The sequence below is a fragment of the Pseudomonas sp. UBA1879 genome (assembly GCF_002338065.1).
In the GTDB taxonomy this organism is placed as follows: Bacteria; Pseudomonadota; Gammaproteobacteria; order Pseudomonadales; family Pseudomonadaceae; genus Aquipseudomonas.
This window is the reverse complement of record NZ_DDHJ01000021.1, coordinates 157,814-183,299: the sequence shown is the minus strand read 5'-3', so window position 1 is coordinate 183,299 and position 25,486 is coordinate 157,814. Positions and strand designations below refer to the sequence as shown.

Here is a 25,486-nt window from a genome sequence, read left to right as displayed (position 1 = left end):
TTTCGCAATTATGCACGTACGAGTTAGCAAGCGTTCGAGATTGACAGATTGAATCCTTGTACTGGCGTACGGTAGGCAAGCTTCAAACTGAGATTCATTGCCGCATCACCTTGGCGATACCCGCCCCACCCGCAAAAGGACCGATCCGCATGGCCTCCCCAGACAAACAGCAAAAACGCGCCCAGCGGGCCAAGATCAAGGCCAAGCAGAACCGTTCGGGCAAGGGCAAGCCGAGTCCCGTGCATCCGGTGTTGAACCACGCGTTCGTCAACGAGCCATTCGACGACGTGACGATTGACCTCAGCACCTTCGATTTCAAAGACATCATGGAGAATGGCTTCGAGCCCGCGGACTACGATGACCTGTTCCAGGCCATGAAGGCCGCCGAGTCGATCAGTCTGCTGGCGATGTGTGTCGTGTTCCTGCAATACCCGGTGCTGGAACTGGTGATCGCGGAGGAAGAGGAAGACTCGGCCACTGACTTCCTGATGGCGTTGCTGATCGTCTATCGCGGCATCTTTCATGACGAAGAGGAAGAAGTGACCGTCGAGTGGCTGGGGAGCGATACCTTCCAGGATGCCTACAATCAGGCGTCAGACATCTTGACCATGAAGAACTCCCGCGACGCAGGTCGCCGGTAAGACGCTCGTTTTAATTGCATGACACCGATCAAGACGGTAGCTTTGCGCCACCACGAGAATGCAACTCCTTCTCAATAAGGCCAGCACCGTCTTGAAACATTGCCATGCTTCTGCACATACGCCGACTGCGGACGAATCAACCGCCTACTCCAAACCCCGAATTTTCCTGCACTGGTTGTCCGCTGCGATCATCCTCTGGGCAACGCTGAGCGGCTTCGGCGTCGTGCTTCTGGATGCGAATGACCCGTTTCGCCAATGGGTCGAGTCGTTCAACCCGCAAATCACTAGCCTGTTCATCCCGTTCTTCGCCTGGCGTCTATGGCTGGCCATCAAAGCCACGCCGTTGCGCAAACGCCGCTCAGCACAAGAACACCTCGCTTCAGCAACGCACACAGCCCTGTACGTGGCGGTTTCAGGCGTCTTGGTCACAGGCGTGCTGATGATGACCCACCCCGTCACGCTCATGGCCGTCATAACGCTGCCGCAGCTGATTCACTCACAATTGACACTGCTGAAGCTGCACGAACTGCATCACGTGCTGTGTGCGGTGTTAGCGGGATTGGTGGCGTTACATCTGGCAGCAGTGGTGTTGCATCAGCTGCGGGGGAAGTCGGTGTTGGGGAGGATGCGCACTCGCGGGCAAGCGCGCGCCTACACATCTGACCCCTCCCTTTAAACAAAAAAGGCCGCCCCCATCCCTGAGAGCAGCCGCTTTTCTTCGCCGGCAACGCCAGCTCATTCACTCATCAATTCAGTACAACTTTCCCGGCCTTGCTCGCCTTGCGGCGGCTTGACACGATCAGCCCGGCAGCGACGACCAGAATGCTGAGCAAGCCAGTCGCGATGATTTCCATGCGATGGCCTTCCTGGAACAGCATGATGGTCAGGACCGCGACGATGAACACGATCACCGCCCAGGTCAGGCCCGGGAACAGCCACATGCGGAAGTCGATGGCTTGGCCTTCGGCTTCGCGCTTACGGCGCATGCGCAGTTGCGAGACGGCGATGACCAGGTACACGAGCAGCGCGATGGCGCCGGAGCTGGCGAGCAGGAAGTCGAACACAGCCGCCGGGGCAACGTAGTTGGCGAACACGGCTGCGAACGCTGCGGCGGTCGACAGCAGCACGGCCCAGTACGGGGTGCCGGCTTTGCTGGTGCGTTGCGAAACGGCTGGAGCGTCGCCGCGTTTGCCCAGGGAAAACAGCATGCGCGACGCAGTGTACAGCGCCGAGTTGAGGCAGCTCGTTACAGCGACCAGCACCACCAGATCAACGATTAGCTTGGCGTTCGGGATGCCCATCAAATCGAGCACAGTCTGGTAGGAACCGACGTCAGCAAGGCGACTGTCATTCCACGGCACCAACGCGACAACCAGAAAGATCGAGACGAGGTAGAACAGGCAGATCCGCCAGATCACCGAATTGGTGGCCTTGGTGATCTGTTGACCAGGATTCTTCGACTCGGCCGCGGCAATGGTGACGATTTCGGTGCCCATGAACGAGAACATCGTGGTCAGCATCGCGGCCAACACCGCGCCCATGCCGTTCGGCAGGAAGCCATGGGTGTCCCAGAGATGGCTGACGCCACTGACTTGACTGGTCGGCAGCAGGCCGAACACCGCAGCGATGCCAAGAACGACGAACCCAATGATCGCCAGCACTTTGATCAGCGCGAACCAGAACTCGAACTCACCGTAGTTTTTCACGCTGAACAGGTTGGTCGCGGTCAGCACCAGCGTGATCACCAAGGTAAAGACCCAGATTGCGATGTTCGGGAACCAGGCGTGAAGGATGGTCGCTGCCGCGTTGGCTTCCAGCGGAATCACCAGGACCCAGAACCACCAATACAACCAGCCGATGGTGAAACCTGCCCAGTGGCCGATCGCGCGGTCGGCGTAGGTTGAGAACGAGCCGGTGTCCGGCGACGCGACGGCCATTTCGGCCAACATGCGCATCACCAGAACCACCAGCGTGCCGGCCGCTGCATAGGCCAGCAGCACCGCGGGACCCGCTTCGGCAATCGCGTGGCCTGAGCCAACGAAGAGCCCGGCGCCGATCACGCCTGCAATGGAAAGCATGGTGATGTGGCGCGGCTTGAGCCCCTGCTCGAGGTTTGAAGGATTTGGGGTACTGCTCATGTAAGCGACCTTTAAGAATTGTTATATGGATCGGACTGATGGGTGACGCTCGTAAAGAGATCACAACAGTCCTGTTATTTATTTTTTACGCAAGAAATACACCAAAATGTTTCAGAAACGACGTCGTGCGTGGATATGCCTATTGCAGAAGGGTTTGGTAAGTATCTGAGAGCAATAGCATTCTGCTATTTCTGTAGGAATTGTTACCAAGGGCTACAGGATAGAGACGTTTCGTCGCACCGAAAATACACATTTAGCGACAAACAGCACTGAATTGGCGCATACCGCTGGGCAGGGATCTCCAAGATGGCCGAAATACCCTTTCCCGCGGCGTTTAAAGCTGGCACCATCGCGCCTTTTTTGCGCAGGACCCCACCGAGTCATGCGCCCTCTGCACAATCCATGAGGTCCACTATGGCCGAGGCGCCCCCTGCCCTCGAAATCCGCAATCTGCACAAGCGCTACGGCGAGCTCGAGGTGCTCAATGGCATTTCACTCACCGCGCGCGATGGCGATGTGATTTCCATTCTGGGCTCATCAGGGTCTGGCAAATCCACGCTTCTGCGCTGCGTTAACCTGCTGGAAAACCCGCACAAGGGTGAAATCCTGGTGGCAGGCGAAGCCCTCAAACTCAAAGCCATGCGCAAAGGTGAACTGATCGCTGCCGACAATCGTCAGATCAATCGCCTGCGCAGCGAAATCGGCTTTGTGTTTCAGAACTTCAACCTGTGGCCGCACATGACCGTACTCGATAACATCATCGAGGCGCCGCGTCGGGTGCTGGGGCAGACGAAAGCTGAAGCAACTGAAGTGGCAGAGGCGTTGCTCGCCAAAGTCGGGATTGCCGATAAACGTCACGCCTATCCGGCGCAGCTGTCGGGTGGCCAGCAGCAGCGTGCGGCCATCGCCCGGACGCTGGCGATGCAACCCAAGGTCATCCTGTTCGACGAGCCGACTTCCGCGCTCGACCCCGAGATGGTGCAGGAAGTATTGACGGTGATTCGTGGCCTGGCCGAAGAAGGCCGGACCATGCTGATGGTGACTCACGAAATGAATTTTGCCCGGCAGGTGTCCAGTGAAGTGGTCTTCCTGCATCAAGGGCGTGTGGAAGAACAAGGATCGCCGCAACAGGTCTTCGACGACCCGCAATCGGCACGCTGCAAACAATTCATGTCCAGCAATCGCTAACGGAGCAACATCGATGCAGACTCTGAAAAACATTCTGGTGGCCACTCTTCTGGTCGTCGCCTCCAGTGCCGTTGCTGCCGACACCCTGAAAATGGGCATCGAGGGCGCTTACCCCCCATTCAACAATAAAGACGCAAGCGGCCAGGTCGTGGGCTTCGACGTCGAAATCGGCAACGCCCTGTGCGCCAAGATGAAAGTCACTTGTGAAGTGGTCACTTCCGATTGGGACGGCATCATCCCGGCGCTGAACGCACAAAAGTTCGATTTCATCATTTCATCGATGTCGATCACTGAAGAACGCAAGGAGGCCGTGGACTTCACCAACCCGTACTACTCGAACAAGCTGCAATTCATCGCGCCGAAGTCGACCAATCTGTCGGGCGACGCCGCCGCGATCAAGGAAGCGCTTAAAGGCAAAACCATTGGTGCTCAGCGCGCCACGTTGTCTGGCACCTGGCTGGAAGACAACTGGGGTGAGGACGTGACCGTCAAGCTCTACGACTCGCAGGAAAACGCCTTCCTGGACCTCACGTCCGGTCGCGTCGATGCCCTGCTCGGCGACAAATACGCCAGCTATGAATGGCTGAAAAGCGATGCGGGCAAGAACTTCGAATTCAAAGGCGAGCCAATGTTCGGCGAAGACAAGATCGGCATCGCCGTGCGCAAGGACGATCCTCTGCGCGAGAAACTGAACACTGCGTTGAAAGACATCATCGAAGACGGCACCTACAAAAAGATCAACGACAAATATTTCCCGTTCAGCATCCTCTGACCCGCCTGACCGGTCCCGCCGCGCGCACCCTGCGGCGGTGCCGCTCCGTTAGCAAGCAAAGCCATGAACTTCGATCTCCAAGGATTCGGCCCGGCCCTGGCGGCTGGCATGCTGATGACGATTCAACTCGCGCTGTCGGCCCTTTGCCTGGGGCTCATCCTAGGCCTGCTCGGAGCGCTCGCCAAAACCTCGCCCAACCGCGCCCTGCAATGGCTGGGCGGTACCTACTCGACACTGGTGCGCGGCATCCCCGAATTGCTGTGGGTGCTGCTGATCTACTTCGGCACCGTGAGTTCGATGCGGGCCATCGGGCATGTGTTTGGCATTCCGAATCTGTCACTTAGCGCCTTTGCAGCAGGCGTCATCGCCTTGGGGCTGTGCTTCGGCGCCTACGCCACTGAAGTGTTTCGCGGCGCCATGCTGGCGATCCCAAGAGGTCATCGCGAGGCAGGACTGGCATTGGGCCTGTCGCGGTCGCGCATCTTCATCAAACTGGTCATGCCGCAGATGTGGCGTATCGCGCTGCCGGGGCTGGGCAATCTGTTCATGATCCTGATGAAAGACACTGCGCTGGTCTCGGTGATCGGCCTCGAAGAAGTCATGCGTCATGCGCAGATTGCCGTGACGACCACCAAACAGCCCTTCACCTTTTATATGGTCGCCGCATTCATGTACCTGGCCATGACCGCCTTGTCGATGGTCGGCCTGGCGTGGCTGGAACGGCGCGCATCGGTTGGCTTCGTGAGGCGTGCATCATGAGTTGGGAATTCGTCATCAAATGGCTGCCGAAACTGCTGCAGGGCGCGACCCTGACGCTGGAATTGGTCGCCATCGCAGTCGTCGCGGGGCTGATCCTGGCGGTCCCGATGGGCATCGCGCGCGCATCCCGCAACGCTTACGTGCGCGCCCTGCCCTACGCCTACATCTTCTTCTTTCGCGGCACGCCGTTACTCGTTCAGCTGTTTCTGGTCTATTACGGGCTGGCTCAGTTCGAGGCCGTAACGCAAAGCGCGCTATGGCCGTACCTACGGGAACCGTTCTTTTGCGCCGCACTGACCATGACGCTCCACACCACGGCATATATCGCCGAAATCCTGCGCGGCGCCATTCAGGCTGTGCCGCCCGGTGAGGTAGAAGCGGCGCGTGCGCTGGGCATGTCCAGGAGCAAAGCGCTGGTCTACATCATCCTGCCCCGAGCAGCACGGATCGGCCTGCCGGCCTATAGCAACGAAGTGATCCTGATGCTCAAAGCAAGCGCTCTGGCCAGCACCGTCACGCTGCTCGACATCACCGGCATGGCCCGCACCATCAACGCGCGGACCTACATGCCGGAGCAGACCTTCCTCATCGCGGGCGTGATCTATCTGGTGATGTCATTCGTGCTGGTGCAAGGTTTCAAACTGCTGGAGCGGTATCTGCGGGTGGAGGCGAGCCAAGGGCGCTAGATGCCGACCTAGTGCCGGACTCCGTCCCACCTGTGTGAGCGATTTATTCCGAGCGGCTTCCGACGATGCGGTCGTACACCCGACACCCCTGTCGGATGTGCGGTCACTGTGTGAGTAAGCCTGCTCACAAAAGCTGCCCGTCAGACGATAAAGGCCCTAAGCTTTACTCCACATGTCCAAACCGCCGCCCAGTCCATGCCCCTGTCTGCCACCGACCTGAGATCCCGCTTCCAAGCGCTCGACGCCTTCCTGATCGAGCACCAACACCTGTGGCGTCCGAAGCCCTTCACTCATCGCCAATTGCCGTGGGAAGCCGAGCACCCGGAATTATCCACATGGCTGCGCCAGCGCTCACTGGAAGACGCCGAAGCGGCCCATAACCATCCCGAAGCCCTGAAAGCGCCGGCGCCGTTCGCGCAGATCGCCAGACAATCCAAGGCGCTAAGCGAAGTCGACGCTCTGCCCACTCACGAGCTCAACACCGTTTCCTCGCGAATGAGCGTCGACGTCCCCGGTCGAAAATGGCAACAGATCGAAGCCTTCGCCAGCAGCCTCAACTTTCGAGAAACGCCTACGCACTGGCTCGACTGGTGCGCCGGTAAAGGCCACTTGGGCAGACGACTCGCCCACGACGGCCAAGCCCTGACCTGCCTGGAATACGACGCCTCGCTCGTCGAAGCGGGTCGACGACTCAGCGACAAGCTTGGCGCGCGCGGAACTCATTTGCACCAAGACGTCATGGCCGAAGACGCAGCGGATCAACTCAAAGCCCACCACACGCCCGTCGCCCTGCATGCCTGCGGCGACCTGCACGTCCGCCTGATGCAACTGGCAGCCAACGCGCGGTGCAAACAAATGGCGATCGCTCCCTGCTGCTACAACCGAATCGCTAGCGATCGCTACCAGGCCCTCTCACTCGAAGGTCAAGCCTCTGCGCTCAGTCTGTCGCTCGATGACCTCGGCCTGCCCCTCAGCGAAACCGTCACCGCTGGCGCCCGCGTCCGGCGCCAGCGCGACAGTTCGATGGCCCGCAGACTGGCATTCGACCTGCTTCAACGCCAACTGCGCGGCCTCGACGACTACCTGCCCACACCCTCGCTGCCCAGCGCCTGGCTCGACAAACCGTTCGACGACTACTGCCGCGACCTCGCCGCGCTCAAACACCTGCCCGCCCCACACCATCAAGACTGGCACGCCCTCGAAGCCACAGGCTGGCAACGACTGGCCGAAGTCCGCAACCTCGAACTGGTGCGCAACCTGTTCCGCCGCCCCCTCGAACTCTGGCTCATCCTCGACCGCGCACTGTATCTGCAACAACGTAACTACCGCGTACAGATCGGCACGTTCTGCCCCACCCTCGTCACACCTCGAAACCTGCTCATCCTCGCCGAGCAAGAATGATCCGATAGAGGCACGACGCCCTGTGGATAACTCTGTTGACGAAAATCGCACGAACGCACGAAAAACCTGATTCCCCGGCCAGCTGAGCGTCTGGTTACTTTTTGACCATGCGCTAATGTTTCGAAAAAACAGTAGCTTGCGAACCAATGAGAATAGCTCCACAAAATAGCCATGTTGCGAGGCTTCAATTGGGCGCTTGTGAATAACGGTTATCGCCGCCAGTCATAAGCGTCATAAAAAAACTGAAATTAGGGCTTTACTCGACAGATCAAATCCCTATAATCAGCGCCCACAACGCCGGTATAGCTCAGTTGGTAGAGCAACTGACTTGTAATCAGTAGGTCCCGGGTTCGACTCCTGGTGCCGGCACCATACAAAACAAGGGCTTGCAGCGATGCAGGCCCTTTGTTTTTACGTCATACGTAACAAGCCACGTAACAAGCTTTGTACGCGCAGTGCAGGTGACGGGGCGTGGACATGAAAGCCCGACGCTCGATCACGCATCTCAGCACAGACGATCGCGAACCGTGGCAGCCCCCCTTATAGGTGCTATTTCCTAAAATTTGTGGGGGCATGGAAAAATAGCGATATTAGTAATATGCCGCTTCAAAACTGGCTACAGCCCTTTATCTGCGAGGCTTCCAGCGATTTCGGCAAAAGGCGATATCGAAGCGATAAGAAGGCGATAGTATTACCTTTTTAAAGAGCTATATTTCCATTCTCTAAAACCCAATGAATCCGGGGGTTTGGGGAAAATATTACTTTTCATATCGCTTGATATTACTTCGCCATGCTATATGCAGAGCCCTTGTATACCGGGGCTTCCAGGCCTGCTTTCACCCTCGTATCGCCAATATCGCTCTTTTTGAAAAATGCCCCCTCAACCTGAGAACAGTTCTCACTAAAAAGCACGTTTTTTGTGAGTTTGAGGAAAGTCGCATGAGGACGTCGCAGCGGTGCAACGCTGTGCAAAGCTGCTGCACTCGATAAACCGCGTCTAAGCCTCGTAGTACGCTGCTTTCCGCCGATCTGCAGCAGCCGGCTCCCGTGGGCATGACTGAGCTTTTCCCACCGTTCCCGATTTTGAAAACTCCACGATCTGCCCCTTTTCCTATTTTTCGCCCAGTGAAACCGGGGCACTCAGAATTCGGCCCCCGGCCACCACGTCTCAGGCAGTCGTGCAACCGCATTGCATTTCTCTTCAAAAGTTTGCAAACCGTGCAATGCTCGATCGCCTGCGAAGCCCCACAGCCCGCGTGGCTTGCGGGCTTGTTTGCACTCGCTGCGAATTTGCACAAAAAAAGGACACAAGGCCCGTCGGCGGGAGGGGGATAAGTGTTTTTTCCTGAGATTTTTTTTGCGCCGACCCGATTTTTTCCGTCGACCTAGCGCATTTCATCGTCCCTCGCGTGATCGCACGCGTGAAGCTCTTTATACTGTTCATTCATACAGTATTTGCGAGCACTGACCTATGACGGACGAGAAGGCGGCCGCGATCGAGGCCTGGAAGGTTTTGCTGAATGACAGCGTCACGCTGCTGGCGAACCCGGGTCGCCACCATAAAAACCTGGTGCAGCAAGCGAACGCCCTGTTCAACGCCCAGGTGACCGATCGAGATGACCTCAGCGACATGCTGGAGCTAGCCGACGGCGCCCTGGCTTACGCGATTGAGGATCTTTACGGCTGCGAGGCCTTACCGTGCATCTCTTGATCACTCCACGGCGCCTGCGCGGTGTGGCCTTGGCGATCATGCCCATCAAGCGGACGCACGCAGTGAAAGGAGATCTGGTGATCGCCAATCAGATATGCGAGGGATTGAACCGGCATTCGAACGTAGCAAGGGTTCAGCAGTTGTACGGATCAGGAAGACTGCTTCTGCCGGAACTGTATGACGCAACGGTCTCAGCGATGGCGACAGAGGGATTTACCCTCAGCGGGATCGAGCTGGTCGACGGATGCTGGTATGCCCAGTCCTGGTGGTGTCGGCCGTTCCACCAGTGATGGCGAATCAGGCGGTTAACTGGCCAACGAAAACGGGGCCTTATCGGCCCCGTTGTTAGTTAGGAACAAATGCGAACTGGAAACAAGAGATACGTTTTCAGCAACCAGTAAACGACTTGCAGAAAGCGGATAAGCTCCTCCGGAAACAGACGCGATTGATCTGACGTATAACGTGAAGCATATTGCATGGCGGTATCCTCTTGATTACTAGGGACGCCGCCGCCTGCTCACTCATCTACAACTAACAACAATCCGCTAATCCAATCTGACAACATTCTGCTAATCATTGCTGGTTGACGATGGGTGAGCATGAGCCGTATCTTGACTTTGCGAAGAGTAAGAACGGGTTTGGCAGCGGTGACGAGGTGAACATTACCCCAATGGCAACAGCGGGGAAAGCCCTTTGTACCGTGCCCCTCAGCATCCTTAGAGGTACTGCGGGGCGGCTAAACCCACTCCGCCCTTTCAAACCCCGCGAAATCATTGAGCCCGTGATCAAATATGTTTCACAGGCCACTTCATGACCTTTAGACGAACGGTCATACGTCAATTGACTACAAGTAAACACAAGTAACAGCTTTAGAAATCACCACCGTTTTTACCTTTTGTTAAGCAGTTAAGTTGTTAGGGCTTAGCCACGTGGAAAATTTAGATAAGTTAGGCCGGTTAAGACTTGATAATGATTATAGGGTTACAGACCCAAGCTCCGCTGAAAGCATTCCTGCTTTCGCAGCATCGGCAGTAAATGCTGCTGCGTTAGCTGGAGGCTGACCCGGACCAGGGTGAACGTGGCCAGCGATCTGCGTGTTCATGTCCTCCACCAGGTCGATCAAGTCACCGAGCACTCGCAGCACATTGACGTTGCCCGACCCCAGCCACGTCTTCGGCGCCTGCAGTCGCTGACTGATCTCGCTCACGCTCTCGCGCAATCCCTGAATCCGCTCCTGCATATCGCCACCTACGGCGGCGTTGTGCTTCTTGCCCACCACCAGGTTCAAGTCCCGCCCAGTCGCCTGGTGCATGTCGTCCAGCGCGGCGAGCGTAGCCGTGCCGGCGGAGTTCAGCTTGAGCGCGCCCAAGGCGTCGATGCGCTTGATTCCGCCGACCTGCTCAGTCGAATGGTTCGCCACGTCCTGGGCGTGACTCTGGTACTGCTCCTGGTTCGTGCCGCTTTCCACGCGGCGATCCAGTGACTGATCAGTGATCTTGCCGTCGGTGGTCCGCGTCCAGTTGCCGTCCGCGTCAACGCGCTGTTGCGCAACGTCACTGTGCTGCCACACGTGGTCCCCTTTCGGCACTTTCGGAAGACTCAGGCCGTGCGGCAGGATGGTCTGGATGTAAGGGCAATGCGGCTGGCCGTAGGCGAAGCACACCACCACCCGCGTGCCTTCGTGCGGGAATGCGTACATCCCCATTTCATCGCCACCCGTTGGCACCGGCAGCGGCACGCCGTGGAGGATCGGCAACGCCGGGTCAGGCAGGCCGTCCGGCGTCAGTACCTGGACGTCGACTGCGTATCGCGGGCGATAGTCATCGCACACCCCCGCTTCTGCCGGCGCGTCGGCGATCGACACAACCTGCGCGAATCGCGGCAGGTGATATTGGCCGGTCAGCTCAGGGAATTGGCGCTCTACGCTGCGTTTGATTGCTTCGTCCATCGGATGCTCATCTGCGTGCCGGCAAGGGCCACACTGGTGACCCGCTCGCCGTTGTTGATCGCTGCACCAGGGCGAAGGCCCGGCAGCGCGGCGATCACCGCGCTCTGGTTGCCCTGGTACTCGTTGAAAAGTTCGAGCGGCAGCTGCAGCGCGGGTCGGGCGCCAAAGAAGCTATCAGCCCAACTACCGGCGAACACTTCGCCATTGCCCTGCTGCTGCCAGATAAAGTCGGGGATGCTGTAGACCTTGGCCAGGCTGTCGAGCGCCTGGTAACCCGCCGCCAGGCTGTAGAAAAACGGTGCCTTGTTGCGGGTGTAGGCCTGATCCGGAACGCGGAACTGCAAACCGGTCTGCTTACTGACGTCGGCGAGCACGGCGCGCATGTCGACATGGCGCAGGTTCATCGGCAGCGGGTTTGCCAGGATCGCGGCCAGCTCGCGGCAGGCAACGACCTGTTCTGTTCGATTTGCCGTAGTGCAGCGCTCGACGTAGCCCAGGAAGTGACGCTGCAACGTGCTGTCGTTGTAGCCGATATCGAGTGTTACCAACCCTTTAACTGCCGCCTCGGCCTGAATGGTGAAAACGGCTCGCCCTGGACTTTTCAGGTCAAGCCGCACGTCATCTTTGATCAGCGGGTAGATGGTGCCGGCGATGGCCAGCACCTTGTGTAGCTTCATGCTCATTTGACGTCGCCCAGCCAGTTATCGACGTTCTTCAGCACCTTCTCAAAACCCGTCAGCTCAGGCGCGCCGGCGCCGGTACCAGCCCCCGACACACCATCACCAGGTGCGGCTTGGCTGTTAACGCCGTTAGCCGATCGCCGCGCCTCGACTTTCTCCGGGTTCGACAGCTTTTCAGCCAGCGTGAACTGGATAATCCATTGGTTAAGTGTGTCGTCTTCCCGAGCGCTGACGCTCTCGCTGAACTGCGCCTGGCGCACGCCGAAGGCTTCGGCGGTATCGTTGACCACCCGGTAAGTTTTGCGCTGGCCACCGCTTTCGGTCTTCTCGGCCAGGCTCATCAGCGTGGACAGATCCGCCGAGTCCTTGTATTTGATCATCAGGGCCACGGTCAGCGTTTTAGGCTTGAAACCCTTGTCAGCGGAGTCTGTGTTGCTGGTCTGCCCCGACATATCGTCGCTTTCGATGCGCAGGTTGCCGGTCACCTTGAGCCGGTGGCCACGGATCTGGATTCCGTCCAGGAGCAATGTCATAGGCCCAACATCTCCCGAACGAAACTCAGCCCCTTGAGCGAACCGACGAACATCACGCCGGACGACATGACCCATTCATGCCCTGGTGCGTTGTCGCTTTCCAGCAGCTGCTTGCGCAGCTCGGCGGTGTCGCCGGGGCCGATCATCCGCGCTTGCATCCCCGCATCGTCGGTGCCGCTGTTGAGCAGATCGCGCAACGCCGCCAGACGATCGCCCTGCTCCACCGCCTGTTCGGCTTTGCGCTGGGCAAGGTCGGCCAGGTCACTGAGCGGCGAGCTGTTCGCCGCGTAGGACTCAAGGCTGGCCAACTGGCCGTTGAATGCCTGGCTCGCCTCGCGCAGCACCGTGCAGCGCTCCATCGGTGCGCTGATCCATTGCGGCTGCTCGCCGGCAACCGGAATGTTCCACTTGTCGAGGTCGAGCTGGACGAGGTTCTTGGCCCGTCGCTCGGCGCGCTGCAGGTCACCGATCGGCATCAGGGCATTGAACTTGCCCAGGAGCGACGACATACCGTCGTAGCGCGTGCCCAGGAACAGAATCACGACAGCGTGCTGCTCGCCCTCCGGACGATTCGGATCAGTGACGTCTTGCAGCTTGTCAGCCAATCGCTGCACGACGCTCGGAGCCGATAAAGCGCGCTGGTAACCGGTGCCCTCGCCTACGCCCGGCTGGAACGGCGTGACCGTGATGCACCGCGGCGCCTCGCCAAACTGGCCGTTCAGCGCATCACGACCGATCGCCGCGGCGTTTTTGGCCAAGTCACCGATCTGGCTCAGGTCCGTGGTGGCAAGGTCTTTCAGGCTGTCCAGGCGCTGACCGGCGCCCTGCAGATCCGACGCGGCCATGTCCTTTGCCGCGTCCAGATCGCCCATCCATCGGGTGGCTTCCTCGGGCCACTGCATGCTGACGGGGAACCACGTCATGCGAGAGCCTGCGCTGCGGACATCACCTCATCAAAAGCGCCCTGATACGACGCCATGAACTGCGCACGAATGTCGATTGCCTCTATCTGCTCCATCGTGGTTGCCTCGGCGATGGCGGTTGTCACGGTTCTTTCGCCACGAAAGCAACCACGTACGTGCGCAGCCATGGCGCGGGCGATCGGCTCGATCTCTGTCAAAGAACCGAGTTGCCAGCCATTTGCAGCCTTCCAGTCGGTATCCGGGATTAAGCCGTTTTTCAGGGTTGTGTATGATCCGAACAGCTGTGACTGGCTTTCACGGTCAGTCAGAATTTTCATCCCGTCATTCAACGTGAGGCCGGCTACTTCGAAGCTGAATCGATAGTCGGCGAGTTCGCTAAGCATCACCTGTTGATTGAGTCCGACAACGATCAGCTCTGCCGCTGCAACATCGGCGGCACGAAAAATCGATTGGTAAGGGAAACTGTCGTTAATCACGGTGGCGCCTTCTGCGCCATAGCTTTCGAGCCGATACATTAGTTAATCCGCCACAGGTCGTTCATGTTCCATTGGCCAGCGTAGATATACAGCTTGTTATCAATCGCAGCACCGGCGTGGTAATAGCGAGGTGTTGCGCCTCCTGGCAGTTTCAACCAGGTATCGGTGGCAGGGTCGTAACACCACAGCTCATCGATCGCATTACTGCCCCCACGAACACCCCCGAAGATGTACATCTTGTTCGAGCAGTTCGCGGCAACGGGATAGATGATCGAGCCAGGTCCGACCTTCAACAGCGTCCATTTATCGGTCGCGAAGTCGTAGCACATGCCGCCAGGCCCGACGCTGTCGCTACTGGAGCCTCCGTAGATATAGAGCTTGCCGTTGATCAGGCAGCACGATGAACCTTGGCGGGCCGATGGCGCAGTAGACACAGTTGTCCATTCGTTCTTGACGGGGTCGTAGCAGCGCAATATCGCGTACAACGTACCGTATGCCCCGCCTCCATAAACATACATCTTCCCGTTGTAAGCCACGGCGCAGCAGTATCCGAGGCCATAGGTGTTGTTGGCGATGGCCGTCCACTTGTCGGTCGCAATGTCGTAGCACCATGAGTCGCCGTGGAAGGCGTTGCCGTCATAACCGCCAGTCACGTAAATCTTTCCGTTTATCTCAACGGCGACGTGGGTATACCGGCCTGTGCCGCCGCTGGCTTTCTGGCTCCATGAGTTAGCTGCAGAGTCATACACCCACAGATCATTCAGTGCGGCGGCACCTCCTGTGCTAACTCCTCCGCCATACACATACAACTTGTTGCCTACGCTAACCACAGCGGGCGAATAGCGCGGAGTGGCCCCACCATTGAGCTGGGTGTAAGTCCCGGTCAGCTGTTCATCGGTGGTGAAACTCACGATTACCGACCATTCGCTTTCGCCGATCGACAAGCCCCGATACTTGATCCGTGCGTAGTATTTGGTCGCGAAGGCCAGAGGGGTGGTGAGCTGGAACGCTGTAAGCTGGGTCGTGCTCCACCCACTGTCATACACCAACGAGGCAAAGTCCGTGGACGCTGAAATCTGCAGACGCCCAGCGTCTTGAGTATCGGCGCCGCCGAGCACGCTGAATGCATCACCCACCACCTTTGCCAGGGCGCTGACCTTGAGCGCTCCATCTGCCGGGGCAGTAATAGTCGGCTTGCGGATGTACACCGATGCAGTGGTGAAGCTGATCACGTCCGAATACACCGACTGCAGCGTGTTGCCCAGGTGCATGAGGCGCGCCCAGTACTTTGTCGACGGTGCGAGACGCTTGCCCAGGTCGGTGAGGCTCTCACTGAGTTTATTCGTGGCTTCCAGCTGATCAACGATCAGGTCCGTAAATCCGACGTTACGCGAGACCTGCCATCGGGTCTTTGCGTGGACGTCATAGCCCGCCGGGTAGACCACGAAGGCGCTCGATGTCAGCGTGGGTTCAAATCCGACCGACGTTGCGTTGGCTGCAGGGAATACGAACGACGGTTTGCCAATCGCCGCTGACCCCAGTGCGATTTTAAAGGTCACCTTCGTGCCGTCTCGGGTGACGTCAAGCGTGACGATGCCGGCAGCAGCGTTGGACGCGATCGTCAGCGTAATGGTGTCACCGCTCCTGGACACTGTGCCGGTGTCTGTGGCCACGGCAAAAATGCTGCCCGAGTTGTAATCAGTGATCTTGAACGTGTTGGTACTGCCTGGGTAAATCAGCACCGGGCCGTCCAGATTGACGCGCTGTGGGGGCGTCCAGTTTTCCAGATCCAGTTTTTTGGCCAGGGAAGCTTCGACTGCATCCAGCCGCGCATCAAGGCGCGCAAACTCAGTGGTGAAATCGAACTGCCACGTGCTCGCGGGCACCTGGATGCCGGTCAGACTTTGCGCACCGTTGTATTCCAGAACGATATTGCGGGTCAGATTGTTGCCGGACTGCAGCGGCGGAATCTCTTTGCGCTTCTGCTGACGCGGGATGTAGGCCGCGATCAGCAACACGCCTTCGCTGGTTTCCAGGCCCATCCAGTTAAAGTCGAAGTCGCCGACCGTACTGTTCATCATCAGGCTGTACACCACCTGATTCGGATTCAAATAGCCTTCGCGAGTGACGGCCACGGTGTTTACGATCTGCGCTGCCGGAGGTTTGCCCGCTGAACGGTCTACGGGCAGGGTCGTGTCGAGGCCTGGCACGTCAGCCAGGATGAAACGCGCCACCTGCAGCACTTCGCGGGACGCTTGTTTCTGTGCGATCAGGCTTTCACCTGCCAGGGTAATGCTTGCCCCCATCGGGAGATTTCCTTTCAGCGAGTGACCAGAGTCATCTGGTCGTTGTTGAATTCGGCGGCTTTGAGGGTCAATCCCGCCGTTCGGGTGTAATCAAAACGAGCCGTCAGACTCATATGGTCGCTACTGATCTCGCCGGTGCTGATGCTCAACTGCAGAACTGTCGTGCTGACCAGCTCGTAGCGGCGGCAGGTCCGCCCGTACTGATGCACCACCAGATCGAGCAGCTGTGGAAAGTCCGATAGCTGCTGGTCGTCCAGGTGCAACTGCACGATGTCCCAATCACGATCTGGTTGACGCTCGGCGATGCGAACCTCACCGATGCCCAGACGCTGGAAGATCCGCTGGAAACCTGCGACGGATCCCGCGTCCACGGCATTCACGAAAGCGAATTTCACGCGCAGCCGGTACAGGCTTTCAGGCTCGCCACGGAATCGGGTGATATCCCGCTGCCAGGCCAGCAGATCGAGCACGGCGACGTGGCAGGTTTCAGCATCCAGTTGACGCAGCGGCCAGCCCACCCAGTGCTCCACGGTTTCCCACCAGGCCTGCGCGCTGACCTGTAGCTTTGTCAGCTCGGCGCCACCGAGCCAGAACGGCAGTTCAAGCTTGATCATTGCAGCGTCACCTCGACGGCCTGCAGGCGCGGAATGGTCAGGTCGGACACGATGTCGTCATTCACGAACTTCAACGAATCAATGCCCGCGAACTGGGCGTGCAGTTCCTCTGTCAGGCGGCTGAATGAAAACCGCGACTGTGGCCAGGTCAGCGTCGGGCTGTAGTCCCTGCCGGTGCTCTCGCGGAACGCCGAGCGGATGAACATTTCGATATCGGCCTGTAGATCTGCGCGCTGTTTGGCGGTCAGGTTCGCCACCGGCCAGACGCTCAAGGCCACAGCGTGCTGGGTTTCCGGCATGACAAACACTTTCATGTCATCGCCGTGCCCATGGTTGCCCTCGTCCATGATCCGGGCGTTGATCTGCTCCAGGTACGTGTCAGCCGGCACACCGGCTTCGAACAGGACGTAGGCATTGGCGCTGCCTGGGCCACGCGGCGCGCCGTGCTGAAAGAACACGCCATCAGGCGATACGCCCTGAAACGCCGCGATCAATGCTCGATACACGGCGTCGGTATGCCACTGGTTCACAGCTGAAAACTGGTTGCGCACGCGCAGGCGCAGCTCGTCGTCGGGTTCGTCATCGGCACCGGGGGTGGCCAGCCAGTCTTCGGGGTTATGCACGGCGACCACGCCTGCGATCGGCGTAGGCAACACCGCAAAATAACCAGGAGCCAGGTTGTAGCCGCTGCCTGCCTCCAACGCGATCACCGGGGCGCGTACGGTCGTCTGCCCGTCTGCAAACGTGGCGTCGGCGGTGGTGGTCAGCTGGTAGACGTTGCCATTGATCGGTGTGGACTGCACAACGGTCCCGATCGGCACTTGCAGCGTTCCGGATGCACCCGTTCGAGTGAACTCGATCACTCCCACGGCTTGGCTCGCACCTTTCCGGGTGACGTTCACGGCCCAGGCCAAGGTGTCGAGCCACGTGCCGCCAGCGGTCTTAACGAAGAAATTCGGCAGCACCGTGTCGCTGACGAAGGTGAGCAGCCACAGCACCGGCTTGGTGACCAAGGCAGTCATCACCCGCCAGAACGGCGAATAGGCGCTGGTGTTGGCCACCTTTGCGCCCTGGGTAACCACTTCGGCCTCCCAGGCAGCGCGCAGCGCTGCATCGGTAGTCGGAATGCCCGAATCGGCCAGAATCTCTTTGAAATTCAGGTCAGTCATAGGGTGACCTCGACGTCGCCGAATTCCAGGGTTTTCGCGCTCACCAGGTACTGCCCATTGCCCTGGGATTTAACCCGCGCAGTCCCCGGCACCAGGCGCACGTCCGTTTCCACCAGCAGCTCCAACTGCTGGCGGTAGTCACGCTGGATCAGCGGGCTGCGCTCGGCCACCAGGGCGACCATCAGGCCGCTGTCGCGGATCATGTGTCCAATGTCCTGGGCGATGCAGGCCCGGTCGGTCACCGGTTCAGGCTGTCGGCCCGGATCCAGCACCAGGTCGTTGTCAGTGATCAGCAGATCGAGGTATTCGCTCATCCGCTCACCGCCATGCCGACCATGTTTTCAAGCTCCAGCGGGGTTAACGGCTTGCTGTTTTCAATGGTGAGGTGTTCCACATGCACGCCTTTTTGCGTCTGGTTATTGGTGGTGCTGTTCTGAATCGCACGCAGCAGACCGCCCTGCGGAACAGCATTCGGTCGTGTCGGGGAAACGCTGGCCACAGTGGCGCGCAAAGTCTGTTTGGCCTGGTCGGCCTGATCACCGATCGGTTCTGCCATGACCAGCGGGGGCACGGCACTGAGCGGGCTATTCGCCGCCGGCATGGACGCCAGTCGTGCGGCCTGTAGGGCGCGGTCCACCGCTGGGGTGCTAGGCAGTTGCGCTTCAACGCCAGGCACATCGGGCGCCTTGGGCATCTCGCCAAAGCTCGCATCGATTTTCACGCCGGGGATCTTGTTCAGCAGATCGATGAGGCCGGCGATCGCGTCTTTGAAGATCGCAACAATCCCGTCCCACGCCGCGCTGGCCATGCCGGACCAGCCACCCATTGAATCGAACCAGTCCGACAGCTTCTGCAACTGCGCCGAGACCCACTGGAACGCCGCCGTGTTCATCAATGCGCTGGTCCATTCATCCCAGTACACGACCGCCGCAACAACAGCAGCGACCAGGGCGGCGATCCCTACAACGATCCAGACCACAGGGTTGGCCAGCAGCGCGGCATTGACCAGCCAGATAGCCGCTTGCCACAGCAACATCCCGGTGCGGACCAGCGCCATCCAGGTGTACATGGCGACCATGCCCACCACAAACGCAGCAATCAGCACGGTGTGATAGACGAACATCGCGATGCTGCGAAAGCCTGTCCAGGTCAGAACTTTCCAGACCGTGACCAGGGACAGCCAAACCAGCTTGCTCAAGCCGACGACAGTGGTCAGCGCCGCCATTGCCCCGGCCAGGCCAAGGATCACCAGGACAACCAGGCCCACGGCGCGAGTAATGTTCGGAAATAGCTGGGTCCAACGGGTCAGCGTCGTCGCGATGCCCACCAGACGCTCCATCAGCGGAGTGAGCAGCGGGATCAGCGATTGGCCGAAGGCGATGCGCAGCGCCTGGACGGCGGCGCCGAACTGCTGCCAGGGGTCGACCATGGCTTTCGCCATCTTCTCGGCGCTTTCCAGGCCGCGCACCTGGCCCAGCTGATTCAAGCCGTCTTTCAAACGGTCGGTGTCCTTGGCCAGCGCCGCGATAACCTGGGCCCCTTCCCCGCCGAATGCAGCCAACAGCTTGGCGCTCGCTGCGGAGCTGTTGAGGTCGCCAACTTTGCCCTGCAACTTGTCCAGAATGTCGAGGATCGGCAGCAAGTTGCCCTTCTGGTCGGTCAGCGTCACGCCGAGGGTTTTGGCGCCGTTGGCTGCGTTTTCGAAGAACGCCTTGTAGCGCCCGCCGGCATCGCCGCCTTCCATGGTGCTGGACAGCGTGCCGATCACGGCGAACTGCTCAGCCAGGCTGACGCCGAAGCTGGTAGCGATCGATCCGGATTCCTTGAACGCGTCCTTGAGCTGGGCGCCGCTGGTGCGGAACAGCTTCACCGCCAGCGCCGTCTGGCCGCCCAGTTTTTCAACCCAAGTGTCCTTTCCGATCGCGTCGGCCTGGGTCTTGAACAGGTTGTACATCGTGCCCAGGTACTCGCCGAGGGTTTCCGCATCGGCCTTGGTGGCCTTGGCCAACAGGTTGCTGGTGTTGGTGAAGGTGGCCAGCTGCTCGCCGGTCAGCCCCTTGATCGCGCCGGAAATGCTGTAGGCCGACTCGACAAACTCATTGGCGTGCGTGCCGTAGGCCACCGAGAACTCCAGCGCCTTCCTGTTCAGCGATTCAAGGGCGTCTTCGGCAACGCCCAGGGATTTGACTTGGCCCAGCGCTCGGTTCATTTCCAGCGCTGGCTCCAGTGATTCGGTAATGGCCACGCCGGCGCCCACCATCCCAGCCAGGCCGATGCCCACCTGTTTGATGTTCTGCTGGCTCTGGTTGGCCAGGTCGGAAAAGCTGGTTTTCACCTTGCCCAGGGGCGCGCTGACCTTGTCGGTCAGACTCAGGATGAAAGCCAGGCGGGCAGCGCGGTCGGCCATGGGTATCCTATCCGTTCAGCGCGAAGGCGATGCCGTTTGCTACGGCAATCTCCATGCGGCGCCAGTGTTCGTCTTCCAGCCACTTGGCGACGCCCATGTTTTCAATGGACGGTTCGGCACCAGGTAGCCAGCGATTGGTCAGGGCCAGGAGCTGGCCCAGTCCGTCTTCGGTTAGGCCGTCAGCGTGGCCGAGGACTTTTTTACGATGACTTCAAGATCCGGCGAGTACTCCTCCATCAGCGCGCCGGCCAGCTCCATGACGCGGATCGGGTTGGCCAGGTGCGGTTTCAGCTCGGCGCGTTGTTCCTGCAGGACCGTGGTCACCAGCAGGTTGTTGGCCGGCGCGACCTTGTTGTTGTTCGTGGTGGCGTTGAAGTACTTCGTCACCTCAGCCGGGGTCAGGCGGAAGGTGAATTCGCTATCGCCAATTTCCAGGGTGATGTCGCGGTTTACGTCGGTCATTGCTTGGTTTCCGTTGGGTTAAGGGGTGCAGCTGTAGCCGGCGATCGCTGGATCACCTGGCGGATGTAGTCCTGCAGGCCGAGGATCATTTGCTTGCTTAGGGCGAGCTGACCTCGGAGGGTGAAATAATCCGATCGAGCGTCTGCTGCGAGTTCGGCGGGGCCTGCATCAGCCACGCTGGCGGTGCCGGTGGCAGTGGCGACGGCAGCGGGTCTGCAGGTGGCACGGATGAGCAGCCGCTGACGGCCATCGTCAACATCGCGGCGCAGAGCAAGAATTTGAGCGTTCGCAAGGTTCAGTTCCTTCGTGTGTTGTTGGTCGACCTGGTCACGGGCAGCGAGCATTTCGCCGCTGATGCGCGCCGCCTCACGCAGGCCGTCACGCTCGCTCATAGCCGAATCACGTTCACGCCTGGCGCTGTCGCGCTGATCGGTGACGTGATCGAAAATGACGTAGCCGATCAGGCTGGCCAGCAGTACCAACAAGGCAAGGCGTAGCGGTGCGATGGTCATTTCAGGCACAGCTCCATTTCGGCGATCCGGCGGTTGTGCAGCCCCTGGACGAATTGCTTGTGACCATTGGGCAGGGTCACGTAGGACCAGACCGGCGAGCCATCCGGCGCGTAAGCCAGCGCCCTGCAGCCTTCGGCAATGCGACCGGCGTTGATCAGGCCCACGGCCCGACTGGCGCAGGTATTCGGCGTGCCAACGTTGTGGCCATGACTGCTCAACGCGTCGAAGGTGTTCTGCCCGATCGCCTGATTCGTCAGGCAGTCGGCCAGCGCAAGCTGCCCTTTCGAAACCACCAGGCTTTCCACCTCGGCGCAGCGGGCGTCGGACCAGTAGTCGCCCACCACGACCGGCACCGGGCTGGTGTAACGGGTGATGCCCTTGCACACTGTTGGCAGGCCACGGGCTAGCGGATCGGCATAGACGACGTTCTGTCCGGTGCCTTCCCACTTGCCCAGGAATGAAGTGAACGTGCTGCTGGCCAGCACCAGGGCGCCGATGGCGATTTTGTGGCGCAGGTTCATGGCTTCAGCTTCCAATCGCGCAACATCTGCCGGTACTTGGGCACCAGGAGCAGGATCTGCAGCGCCATGTAGAAGGCTGTCAGCATGTAGGCCACTGCCGACCAGTCGACGGCGCCGGTCGCGCCGGTCGCGGCTACGCCGATCGCCGGTGACGCTTTTGCCAATGCAACGGCGGTGTCCTGGGCAGCTTGATTCGCGCTCATCGCCGAACCTCTCGTTCAAAAATGGACTGGCAAGGGACGCAACGGGTCATGCCGCCGAGCGCCTGGCGCGCTGCAGGAATCTCGTTGTCGCAGTCCTCGCAATGGGTGAGGCTCGGCCCGGTCGGCCGCTTGCGCGCCAGCGCGGCCGCAATGGCCTGCTCGCGTTGCCGAAGCTCAAGCGCCTGGGCACGGTCGAACGGGCAAACCATCAGGTCAGGCCCTCGATTTCAGCTGCAGCCAGGTACGGCACGCCGTTGATCTTGATGAAGTCGGGGCTGGTGACGTCGAAAGGGATCTTGTGCTTGTGCGTCTCGCCGCCCTTCTGCGCAATGCTCAGCAGGCTGGACAGACGCAACTTGCAGCCGAAGGCCTCCACTTTCAGTTCTTCCTCGCCGGCCTTGGCGTAGAACACCGAGTCAAACGGCTCCAGCTCGCGGAAACTGCCGGCGGTCTTCGCCGCTTCAATGATCAAATTGAAGTTGGTGGTATCCACCTCCAGTTCGCCCGCCGCCGCCACATCGCCGTCGACGTGGCCGTTGGGAACGCCCTTGGTCTGCGCGACAGCGGTGTTGTCGGTGATGTCGAGGGTGCAGTTCTCGACGTGAATGGCCAGATCGCCCATGGTCACGTCGAAGTTCTTGCCGCCAATCTTTGCCGCCATGGGTTACTCCGAAGCGTCAGGGGAAAGATCGAGCGCGATGTTCGCGGTCAGGTCTTTCGGAGAATTGAGAGGGCGCAGCTTGAGATAGGCCTCAACCGCGTATTTGCTTTTCCAGGTGATGACGATGTCGCCTTCCTGGGGCTGCTCGATCTCACCCGGAAATACCTGGCCAGCGAAGGTCGTGGACTTGGCCATTGCACGCAGCGGGTCCATCAATCGCGCTGTATTCACCGCGATGCTGTTGGGCGAGCTGTTCAAGCGGCGATCGGCAACGCGCTGGACCAGCAGCACACGCACGCGGCGAGCGGCCTTGTCAGCGACACGCAGGTTTTCGATCACTGCGAAGTCACTGCCGACGACGTCCAACAAGTTGCCGTCGCCCCAGTACACGCCCTGGTAATCCGGATACGTCTGGCTGACGGAGTAACGCGCCTTGTCCAGCTCGCTACGGGTGGCCGACTGCAGCGGGATACTGTCCTTGTCTTTCGGCACTGGTCCCAGGCCAACCACGGCGCCCGTGGCCACACGCATTGGGCTGTCCGCAACGCTGACCGCCGCGTTGGCAAGACGACCGGCCAGCACGCCCAGGTCGTTGCCGTGCAGTTGCGGCACTGCCAGCACACGGGGCGCAGCCAGGCCTTCCACAATCGCTTTGCTCGCGGTCAGGTAGTCCGACCAGGTCTGCGTGGCCGCATCGATCCCGGCAACAGCGGCCAGCACGAACACGCGTCGACCGTAGGTGTTGCCGATGGCGATGGCGGCCTCGTTCATTGCCTCCAGCTCGGCAGCGGTTGTCACCGGCGTGGTGATCACGACGGCTTCAACCGAATAGCCTTGCTGCTGGGCTTTGGTCAGCGCGTCCTGCCAGGTCATTTGCCCGCTCAGCGGTGCCGCCAGACACGCCCAGCGATCGCCGCCGTTCAGGCCAGCCGCTTTGACCTGCGTTTTCAGGTCGCTCGGCGGAATGCCCAGCTGAACATCCAGATCGCTTTCGGTGTTGAGCGGAACCAACTGGCCTTGGCTTTTGCTGCCAGGACCGATGAACAGGAAATAGCGCTCGACTTCGGTAACAGCGCCCTGCCCGAGGTTGAGATTGTTTACAGAGACTTTCCCGAGTGACATGTGATGCCTCGTTAGCGGGGAGAATGAAGGATTTGCTGCAGCACCTGGTTCACCAGTAGACCGGTGTCCTGTTGGGTGCTTGCGCCGAGGAACTGGCGTTTGGGCAGGGTGATGTCCCAGCTTTGCGCACCGGTGCTTTCGGTCTTTTCGTCGTCCAGGATGCGGATCAGCAGGCCCGCCTTGGCGTAGTTCACGTGCTCCTGAATCCACGCCACGGAGGGACGCGTAAGGCTTTTCTTGCCCTCCTGGCGGACCTTGAAACCGAGACGTCGCAGGCGCTTGGCCTGCTTTTCAGTCGCAGCCAGGCCGGGAGCTGTCTTGTTCCACTTGCGCATCTGGGCAGCAGTGCGGCGCTCGGAGACGCCGTTGTGTTGCTGGGATGCCACCCAGCGGGTCAGCGCGTTGCGCCATCCCAGCTCGGCTTCATCGGCGTTCAGACGGGTGACCATCAGCAATTTGCCCAGGCCGGCTTCCATCTTCTTTTTGCCCTTGGCCGATCCCTTCCGGGGCGCGAACGGGGTGCCGTCGACGTTTTGCTGGGCACGGATGCGCTGACGGCTCATGCTGCGCACGCGCTTGGTGACGTTGTTCAGCAGCCGGCGGCGCAGCTGCGGCGACAGGCTCAGCAGTGCAAGCTGCTCTTGCACGCCCAGGTAACCGCGCACGTCGAGTTCGAAGGTGCTACGCGCCATCGCCGGTCACCTCGCCTTTCTCGGCAACCCACAGCTCGAACGGCACGAACGACCAGGTCTTGCCCTGGGTAACGATCTCCCCGGCAGGATCCTCGGTCAGATACTGCGGTTCGCTGAACTGCAGCTTGATGTCGACGTCGGCCAGATCGTCGTCGAGCATGGTGATGTCGAACACGGTTTGCGGCAGGCCTTCGCGGTCCTCGTCGTGGTTGTCCAGCCAACTGCCCACCAACGCCATCAGGCGCGCAGGGTTGTCGGCGAAGCGCTCCAGGACGATGGTCGCGCCGTAGTTCATGTCACCCATGCGCATGCCCTTCTCGTCGGGCTTCCAGATCAGTTCCAGCTGCACCTGGTCGGTCCAACTGTCGAGCTGTTCAGGCGCGACCAGCTGGCGTTCGATGAGATAGGCGGTCAACGCCTGCAGCTTGATCACAGCAGCTTCGCCGTGATGCGCCCACGGCCCTGCAGCGAGCGCACGGCCTGCTGACTGAACGCGAGAAAGGTTTCCGATCGCTCAGGCAGTTCCTTACCGACGTTTTCCGCAACTTCACGGCGTTGAACGGTGGCGAACTGGGTCAGCAGCGTGGCTTTGGCGCGGGTGTAGACGGCGCGCTTGTACTGCGCGACTTGAAAGGTGCGCTCCGGCAGGACGGTGGTGTCTGCAGATTCAACGCTTGACACTCCAGCGCCCTGCCAGCGCGCTTTGCACTTGGCCAGGTCGAGGTTCACCTCGTGCATGGCGGTTGTGAGTTCAGCGGCCAGCAGCTCTACCAGGTACTCCGCCGGCAGGCGGTAACCCTTCTGGAACTCGGACACGGAGAGGTTCGGCCAAAAGCCGTCGTTCTCAATCGCCTGTTCCACAAAGGTGGTGGGTTTGCCTGAAAAGCTCATTGCTGGGCGCTCAAATAGGGCAGGTTGCTGCTACGGGGAAGGTCGGGGTCACGAATGACTCGGCCTTTCC

30 protein-coding genes and 1 tRNA gene are annotated in these 25,486 nt (G+C 59.8%); 9 read left to right on the top strand and 22 right to left on the bottom strand.

All coding sequences use genetic code 11. From position 1 onward, the window contains the following. The first annotated feature begins 149 nt into the window (after positions 1–149). Together B3N48_RS24360 and B3N48_RS24355 are read left to right on the top strand one after the other, a co-directional pair. On the top strand, positions 150–641 hold the full coding sequence (locus B3N48_RS24360) for a hypothetical protein (RefSeq protein ID WP_296187996.1): 492 nt from the start codon (positions 150–152) through the stop codon (positions 639–641). Between the two features lie 58 nt (positions 642–699). After that, a complete protein-coding gene (locus tag B3N48_RS24355) occupies positions 700–1,317 on the top strand; it encodes a cytochrome b (protein WP_296187993.1) in 618 nt (205 codons plus the stop codon). A gap of 70 nt (positions 1,318–1,387) precedes the next feature. Here the strand turns inward: B3N48_RS24355 and gabP are convergent, their stop codons facing one another. Further along, positions 1,388–2,779, bottom strand: coding sequence for a GABA permease (gabP, locus tag B3N48_RS24350; RefSeq protein WP_296187991.1), 1,392 nt, complete (start codon positions 2,777–2,779; stop codon positions 1,388–1,390). Positions 2,780–3,193: 414 nt separating this feature from the next. On the opposite strand from gabP, the gene B3N48_RS24345 reads away from it, so the two are divergent. The 7 genes from B3N48_RS24345 (at position 3,194) to B3N48_RS24315 (ending at position 9,296) form a co-directional block, all read left to right on the top strand. Next, complete coding sequence (locus tag B3N48_RS24345; protein WP_296187989.1) at positions 3,194–3,967, top strand: ABC transporter ATP-binding protein; 774 nt, start codon at positions 3,194–3,196, stop codon at positions 3,965–3,967. Between the two features lie 13 nt (positions 3,968–3,980). Then, positions 3,981–4,739 carry an ABC transporter substrate-binding protein gene (locus B3N48_RS24340; protein WP_296187987.1) on the top strand — a complete coding sequence of 253 codons (759 nt, stop codon included), beginning with the start codon at positions 3,981–3,983 and terminating at the stop codon, positions 4,737–4,739. A gap of 63 nt (positions 4,740–4,802) precedes the next feature. Continuing rightward, positions 4,803–5,498, top strand: coding sequence for an ABC transporter permease (locus B3N48_RS24335; protein WP_296187986.1), 696 nt, complete (start codon positions 4,803–4,805; stop codon positions 5,496–5,498). Next, positions 5,495–6,184: an ABC transporter permease gene (locus tag B3N48_RS24330; protein ID WP_296187984.1), complete on the top strand. Its 690-nt coding sequence runs from the start codon at positions 5,495–5,497 to the stop codon at positions 6,182–6,184. The genes B3N48_RS24335 and B3N48_RS24330 overlap by 4 nt, the downstream gene beginning before the upstream one ends. A 195-nt stretch (positions 6,185–6,379) precedes the next feature. After that, positions 6,380–7,585: a methyltransferase gene (locus B3N48_RS24325; protein ID WP_296187983.1), complete on the top strand. Its 1,206-nt coding sequence runs from the start codon at positions 6,380–6,382 to the stop codon at positions 7,583–7,585. Between the two features lie 296 nt (positions 7,586–7,881). Beyond that, positions 7,882–7,957, top strand: a tRNA-Thr gene (locus tag B3N48_RS24320). A gap of 1,099 nt (positions 7,958–9,056) precedes the next feature. After that, positions 9,057–9,296: a hypothetical protein gene (locus B3N48_RS24315; RefSeq protein ID WP_296187981.1), complete on the top strand. Its 240-nt coding sequence runs from the start codon at positions 9,057–9,059 to the stop codon at positions 9,294–9,296. A gap of 973 nt (positions 9,297–10,269) precedes the next feature. Here the strand turns inward: B3N48_RS24315 and B3N48_RS24310 are convergent. The 21 genes from B3N48_RS24310 to B3N48_RS24215 are packed head-to-tail and all read right to left on the bottom strand — an operon-like array spanning position 10,270 to position 25,416. Next, on the bottom strand, positions 10,270–11,244 hold the full coding sequence (locus tag B3N48_RS24310; RefSeq protein WP_296187980.1) for a hypothetical protein: 975 nt from the start codon (positions 11,242–11,244) through the stop codon (positions 10,270–10,272). Then, the gene (locus B3N48_RS24305; RefSeq protein ID WP_296187978.1) at positions 11,217–11,927 is read right to left on the bottom strand and encodes a hypothetical protein; all 711 of its coding nucleotides are present in this window, start codon (positions 11,925–11,927) and stop codon (positions 11,217–11,219) included. The genes B3N48_RS24310 and B3N48_RS24305 overlap by 28 nt, the downstream gene beginning before the upstream one ends. Next, positions 11,924–12,457, bottom strand: a complete 534-nt coding sequence (locus B3N48_RS24300) for a DNA-binding protein (protein WP_296187976.1) — start codon at positions 12,455–12,457, stop codon at positions 11,924–11,926. The genes B3N48_RS24305 and B3N48_RS24300 overlap by 4 nt, the downstream gene beginning before the upstream one ends. After that, positions 12,454–13,380, bottom strand: coding sequence for a hypothetical protein (locus B3N48_RS24295; protein WP_296187974.1), 927 nt, complete (start codon positions 13,378–13,380; stop codon positions 12,454–12,456). The genes B3N48_RS24300 and B3N48_RS24295 overlap by 4 nt, the downstream gene beginning before the upstream one ends. Beyond that, positions 13,377–13,895 (bottom strand): DUF4376 domain-containing protein, encoded by a 519-nt coding sequence (locus B3N48_RS24290; protein WP_296187971.1) that lies wholly within the window; start codon positions 13,893–13,895, stop codon positions 13,377–13,379. Before B3N48_RS24290 ends, B3N48_RS24295 begins: the two co-directional genes overlap by 4 nt. Then, a complete protein-coding gene (locus B3N48_RS24285) occupies positions 13,895–16,162 on the bottom strand; it encodes a Kelch repeat-containing protein (RefSeq protein WP_296187969.1) in 2,268 nt (755 codons plus the stop codon). Before B3N48_RS24285 ends, B3N48_RS24290 begins: the two co-directional genes overlap by 1 nt. 14 nt (positions 16,163–16,176) lie before the next feature. Continuing rightward, a complete protein-coding gene (locus B3N48_RS24280; RefSeq protein WP_296187967.1) occupies positions 16,177–16,776 on the bottom strand; it encodes a phage tail protein in 600 nt (199 codons plus the stop codon). Continuing rightward, positions 16,773–17,945 carry a baseplate J/gp47 family protein gene (locus B3N48_RS24275; RefSeq protein WP_296187965.1) on the bottom strand — a complete coding sequence of 391 codons (1,173 nt, stop codon included), beginning with the start codon at positions 17,943–17,945 and terminating at the stop codon, positions 16,773–16,775. Before B3N48_RS24275 ends, B3N48_RS24280 begins: the two co-directional genes overlap by 4 nt. Then, the gene (locus B3N48_RS24270) at positions 17,942–18,259 is read right to left on the bottom strand and encodes a DUF2590 family protein (protein ID WP_296187964.1); all 318 of its coding nucleotides are present in this window, start codon (positions 18,257–18,259) and stop codon (positions 17,942–17,944) included. Before B3N48_RS24270 ends, B3N48_RS24275 begins: the two co-directional genes overlap by 4 nt. Then, positions 18,256–20,352: a phage tail tape measure protein gene (locus B3N48_RS24265; protein ID WP_296187962.1), complete on the bottom strand. Its 2,097-nt coding sequence runs from the start codon at positions 20,350–20,352 to the stop codon at positions 18,256–18,258. The genes B3N48_RS24270 and B3N48_RS24265 overlap by 4 nt, the downstream gene beginning before the upstream one ends. Before the next feature lie 7 nt (positions 20,353–20,359). After that, positions 20,360–20,500: a DUF6890 family protein gene (locus B3N48_RS27005; protein WP_414704280.1), complete on the bottom strand. Its 141-nt coding sequence runs from the start codon at positions 20,498–20,500 to the stop codon at positions 20,360–20,362. A 23-nt stretch (positions 20,501–20,523) separates the two neighbouring features. Then, entirely contained in the window at positions 20,524–20,814 is a 291-nt protein-coding gene (locus B3N48_RS24260) for a putative phage tail assembly chaperone (protein ID WP_296187961.1), read from the bottom strand. Then, positions 20,811–21,326, bottom strand: coding sequence for a lysis system i-spanin subunit Rz (locus tag B3N48_RS24255; RefSeq protein WP_296187960.1), 516 nt, complete (start codon positions 21,324–21,326; stop codon positions 20,811–20,813). The genes B3N48_RS24260 and B3N48_RS24255 overlap by 4 nt, the downstream gene beginning before the upstream one ends. Further along, positions 21,323–21,847: a lysozyme gene (locus tag B3N48_RS24250; protein WP_296187957.1), complete on the bottom strand. Its 525-nt coding sequence runs from the start codon at positions 21,845–21,847 to the stop codon at positions 21,323–21,325. Before B3N48_RS24250 ends, B3N48_RS24255 begins: the two co-directional genes overlap by 4 nt. Continuing rightward, positions 21,844–22,050 (bottom strand): hypothetical protein, encoded by a 207-nt coding sequence (locus tag B3N48_RS24245; RefSeq protein WP_296187955.1) that lies wholly within the window; start codon positions 22,048–22,050, stop codon positions 21,844–21,846. The genes B3N48_RS24250 and B3N48_RS24245 overlap by 4 nt, the downstream gene beginning before the upstream one ends. Further along, a complete protein-coding gene (locus B3N48_RS24240) occupies positions 22,047–22,259 on the bottom strand; it encodes a TraR/DksA family transcriptional regulator (RefSeq protein ID WP_296187953.1) in 213 nt (70 codons plus the stop codon). Before B3N48_RS24240 ends, B3N48_RS24245 begins: the two co-directional genes overlap by 4 nt. Then, positions 22,259–22,711, bottom strand: coding sequence for a phage protein (locus B3N48_RS24235; RefSeq protein ID WP_296187951.1), 453 nt, complete (start codon positions 22,709–22,711; stop codon positions 22,259–22,261). The genes B3N48_RS24240 and B3N48_RS24235 overlap by 1 nt, the downstream gene beginning before the upstream one ends. A 3-nt stretch (positions 22,712–22,714) precedes the next feature. Beyond that, positions 22,715–23,833, bottom strand: a complete 1,119-nt coding sequence (locus tag B3N48_RS24230) for a DUF2586 domain-containing protein (RefSeq protein WP_296187949.1) — start codon at positions 23,831–23,833, stop codon at positions 22,715–22,717. Between the two features lie 11 nt (positions 23,834–23,844). Further along, positions 23,845–24,525 carry a phage virion morphogenesis protein gene (locus B3N48_RS24225; protein ID WP_296187947.1) on the bottom strand — a complete coding sequence of 227 codons (681 nt, stop codon included), beginning with the start codon at positions 24,523–24,525 and terminating at the stop codon, positions 23,845–23,847. Then, the gene (locus B3N48_RS24220) at positions 24,515–24,958 is read right to left on the bottom strand and encodes a phage tail protein (RefSeq protein ID WP_296187946.1); all 444 of its coding nucleotides are present in this window, start codon (positions 24,956–24,958) and stop codon (positions 24,515–24,517) included. Before B3N48_RS24220 ends, B3N48_RS24225 begins: the two co-directional genes overlap by 11 nt. Next, positions 24,955–25,416 carry a head completion/stabilization protein gene (locus tag B3N48_RS24215; RefSeq protein ID WP_296187945.1) on the bottom strand — a complete coding sequence of 154 codons (462 nt, stop codon included), beginning with the start codon at positions 25,414–25,416 and terminating at the stop codon, positions 24,955–24,957. The genes B3N48_RS24220 and B3N48_RS24215 overlap by 4 nt, the downstream gene beginning before the upstream one ends. Between the last annotated feature and the right edge of the window lie 70 nt (positions 25,417–25,486).

What these genes read in the sequence shown, in the direction of transcription:
- B3N48_RS24300 (WP_296187976.1), bottom strand. Translation starts at nt 12,457, where the DNA reads ATGACATTGCTCCTGGACGGAATCCAGATCCGTGGCCACCGGCTCAAG.
- B3N48_RS24255 (WP_296187960.1), bottom strand. Translation starts at nt 21,326, where the DNA reads ATGACCATCGCACCGCTACGCCTTGCCTTGTTGGTACTGCTGGCCAGC.
- B3N48_RS24310 (WP_296187980.1), bottom strand. Translation starts at nt 11,244, where the DNA reads ATGGACGAAGCAATCAAACGCAGCGTAGAGCGCCAATTCCCTGAGCTG.
- B3N48_RS24225 (WP_296187947.1), bottom strand. Translation starts at nt 24,525, where the DNA reads ATGGCGCGTAGCACCTTCGAACTCGACGTGCGCGGTTACCTGGGCGTG.
- B3N48_RS24315 (WP_296187981.1), top strand. Translation starts at nt 9,057, where the DNA reads ATGACGGACGAGAAGGCGGCCGCGATCGAGGCCTGGAAGGTTTTGCTG.
- gabP (WP_296187991.1), bottom strand. Translation starts at nt 2,779, where the DNA reads ATGAGCAGTACCCCAAATCCTTCAAACCTCGAGCAGGGGCTCAAGCCG.
- B3N48_RS24275 (WP_296187965.1), bottom strand. Translation starts at nt 17,945, where the DNA reads ATGACTGACCTGAATTTCAAAGAGATTCTGGCCGATTCGGGCATTCCG.
- B3N48_RS24260 (WP_296187961.1), bottom strand. Translation starts at nt 20,814, where the DNA reads ATGACCGACGTAAACCGCGACATCACCCTGGAAATTGGCGATAGCGAA.
- B3N48_RS24245 (WP_296187955.1), bottom strand. Translation starts at nt 22,050, where the DNA reads ATGAGCGCGAATCAAGCTGCCCAGGACACCGCCGTTGCATTGGCAAAA.
- B3N48_RS24335 (WP_296187986.1), top strand. Translation starts at nt 4,803, where the DNA reads ATGAACTTCGATCTCCAAGGATTCGGCCCGGCCCTGGCGGCTGGCATG.
- B3N48_RS24340 (WP_296187987.1), top strand. Translation starts at nt 3,981, where the DNA reads ATGCAGACTCTGAAAAACATTCTGGTGGCCACTCTTCTGGTCGTCGCC.
- B3N48_RS24250 (WP_296187957.1), bottom strand. Translation starts at nt 21,847, where the DNA reads ATGAACCTGCGCCACAAAATCGCCATCGGCGCCCTGGTGCTGGCCAGC.
- B3N48_RS24305 (WP_296187978.1), bottom strand. Translation starts at nt 11,927, where the DNA reads ATGAGCATGAAGCTACACAAGGTGCTGGCCATCGCCGGCACCATCTAC.
- B3N48_RS24230 (WP_296187949.1), bottom strand. Translation starts at nt 23,833, where the DNA reads ATGTCACTCGGGAAAGTCTCTGTAAACAATCTCAACCTCGGGCAGGGC.
- B3N48_RS24355 (WP_296187993.1), top strand. Translation starts at nt 700, where the DNA reads ATGCAACTCCTTCTCAATAAGGCCAGCACCGTCTTGAAACATTGCCAT.
- B3N48_RS24345 (WP_296187989.1), top strand. Translation starts at nt 3,194, where the DNA reads ATGGCCGAGGCGCCCCCTGCCCTCGAAATCCGCAATCTGCACAAGCGC.
- B3N48_RS24280 (WP_296187967.1), bottom strand. Translation starts at nt 16,776, where the DNA reads ATGATCAAGCTTGAACTGCCGTTCTGGCTCGGTGGCGCCGAGCTGACA.
- B3N48_RS24290 (WP_296187971.1), bottom strand. Translation starts at nt 13,895, where the DNA reads ATGTATCGGCTCGAAAGCTATGGCGCAGAAGGCGCCACCGTGATTAAC.
- B3N48_RS24270 (WP_296187964.1), bottom strand. Translation starts at nt 18,259, where the DNA reads ATGAGCGAATACCTCGATCTGCTGATCACTGACAACGACCTGGTGCTG.
- B3N48_RS24285 (WP_296187969.1), bottom strand. Translation starts at nt 16,162, where the DNA reads ATGGGGGCAAGCATTACCCTGGCAGGTGAAAGCCTGATCGCACAGAAA.
- B3N48_RS24330 (WP_296187984.1), top strand. Translation starts at nt 5,495, where the DNA reads ATGAGTTGGGAATTCGTCATCAAATGGCTGCCGAAACTGCTGCAGGGC.
- B3N48_RS24325 (WP_296187983.1), top strand. Translation starts at nt 6,380, where the DNA reads ATGCCCCTGTCTGCCACCGACCTGAGATCCCGCTTCCAAGCGCTCGAC.
- B3N48_RS24360 (WP_296187996.1), top strand. Translation starts at nt 150, where the DNA reads ATGGCCTCCCCAGACAAACAGCAAAAACGCGCCCAGCGGGCCAAGATC.
- B3N48_RS24215 (WP_296187945.1), bottom strand. Translation starts at nt 25,416, where the DNA reads ATGAGCTTTTCAGGCAAACCCACCACCTTTGTGGAACAGGCGATTGAG.
- B3N48_RS24265 (WP_296187962.1), bottom strand. Translation starts at nt 20,352, where the DNA reads ATGGCCGACCGCGCTGCCCGCCTGGCTTTCATCCTGAGTCTGACCGAC.
- B3N48_RS24295 (WP_296187974.1), bottom strand. Translation starts at nt 13,380, where the DNA reads ATGACGTGGTTCCCCGTCAGCATGCAGTGGCCCGAGGAAGCCACCCGA.
- B3N48_RS24240 (WP_296187953.1), bottom strand. Translation starts at nt 22,259, where the DNA reads ATGGTTTGCCCGTTCGACCGTGCCCAGGCGCTTGAGCTTCGGCAACGC.
- B3N48_RS24235 (WP_296187951.1), bottom strand. Translation starts at nt 22,711, where the DNA reads ATGGCGGCAAAGATTGGCGGCAAGAACTTCGACGTGACCATGGGCGAT.